Source organism: Aminobacter sp. P4_H6_2, from assembly GCF_056400805.1.
Map to the genome: position 1 here is coordinate 1 of NZ_JBFUKO010000972.1, position 1340 is coordinate 1340.

At 56.1% G+C, this 1340-nt stretch carries 2 protein-coding genes and 1 pseudogene; all 3 read left to right on the forward strand.

Annotated features, from left to right (window positions below):
- Positions 1 to 201, forward strand: a 201-nt coding sequence (locus AC1DUU_RS32170; protein ID WP_476787342.1) for a hypothetical protein, incomplete at its 5' end; no start/stop codon positions are given.
- A 12-nt stretch (positions 202 to 213) separates the two neighbouring features.
- Positions 214 to 581: pseudogene (locus tag AC1DUU_RS32175) on the forward strand (alpha/beta hydrolase); the annotation flags it as partial.
- Positions 582 to 857: 276 nt separating this feature from the next.
- A complete protein-coding gene (locus AC1DUU_RS32180; RefSeq protein ID WP_476787343.1) occupies positions 858 to 1175 on the forward strand; it encodes a hypothetical protein in 318 nt (105 codons plus the stop codon).
- Positions 1176 to 1340 lie beyond the last annotated feature (165 nt).

Genomic DNA, 1340 nt, shown 5'->3' on the forward strand with positions numbered 1-1340 from the left:
CTCCTGGAGCGACAAACTGCACGGTACATCCGCWATGCCGGCTACACTTGTGATCGGGTCAGCGACATGCGGATCGTCAAAGGACGTTCCAACCAGTTTCAACGGGTCGTCTTGGTGACCTGCGCTGACGGTTATGGTCATGCAAGCTACGAACTGATTGTCGACGAGAATGAGAGGATCAAACAAATCAAGCGGCTCTAGGCCGACGACGACGCGAACCTTAGAGCGATTGATCCAGAACAGCCGCTTACAAGACTGAGCTTGCAGAAAGCAGCATCGCAGTTGTCGATCTAACCAAAGTAAGGACAGGCGATACGCTCCATCACGATAAGTTCGCTAGCTCCCCGGAGATTGTGAAGCTAATCGAGACGCGATTGTCGGATGGCCAGACCCTCTCTGACAGTCGGATGGGCCTTGGAGACAGGCTCGTCGCGGCGACAATCGGATGCTGCAGCGACAATTGGAGGCGCCGCAGGCATTGTAGTCGCAGCTCCATAGCCATCGTTGATCAAAACACTCGCGACAACTTAGGGTTGGACGACTTTCCGTCCGGGCTAACACCCGCCATGCGCTGCCAGTAGGACCGTCTTGGATCATCGCCGCCGAAGCGCGGCACTGTCATTCAACGTTTCTCGCCTATTTCCGACCTGCCGCGTAAAATTTCCGACAGCCTGTCAGGGGCGACAAAATCCAATCATTTCAATGCCATTGCGTCTCAGTCGAAAGTCGAGATGCGACAGTTGCGCGCGGTCGTCACTTGACAGGAAATTAACTTTGCCGGACATTCCTCAAGGGAAATTAATTTCCCGCATAGGCAAACCATTCGAAGCCGAAAACGGCCTGATGGAGGAGGAAAAATGGAAGCGACTTTAAGTCAGCAACGCGGGGACGCGACTCTCGAGCAGCGCATCGACAAGATGCATGCCCGCGATCGAGCGGGCCTTGTGGTTTTCGTTGCGGTGCTCTGGTGCACCATGTTGTTCGCGCTGTTCAACATCTGGTCCTACATCTCGATCCCGGCCATCCGCGTCATCTTGTCGATTGCCTGCGCCCTGGTGCTGACATTCAACACGGCGGCCATYGTCGCCATGCTGCGCCACTACGTCGAAGACAAACACTTCATCTATGGCCTCGACATCAAGCATCTCGACGAGATGCGCCGGCGTCGCGGCTAAGGAGCGGACAATGGCTTACAAACCTCCGAAACAGGGCCTCGCCGGCCAGATTTTCGACGTCGTGACCTTGCTCGTGCTGACCATCGGCGCGCTCTATATTCCGCTCTATCTGGGCCTCGCCGGCGCGGTCAAAGTGCCAAACCCGATCGCCAATCCGACCTGGGA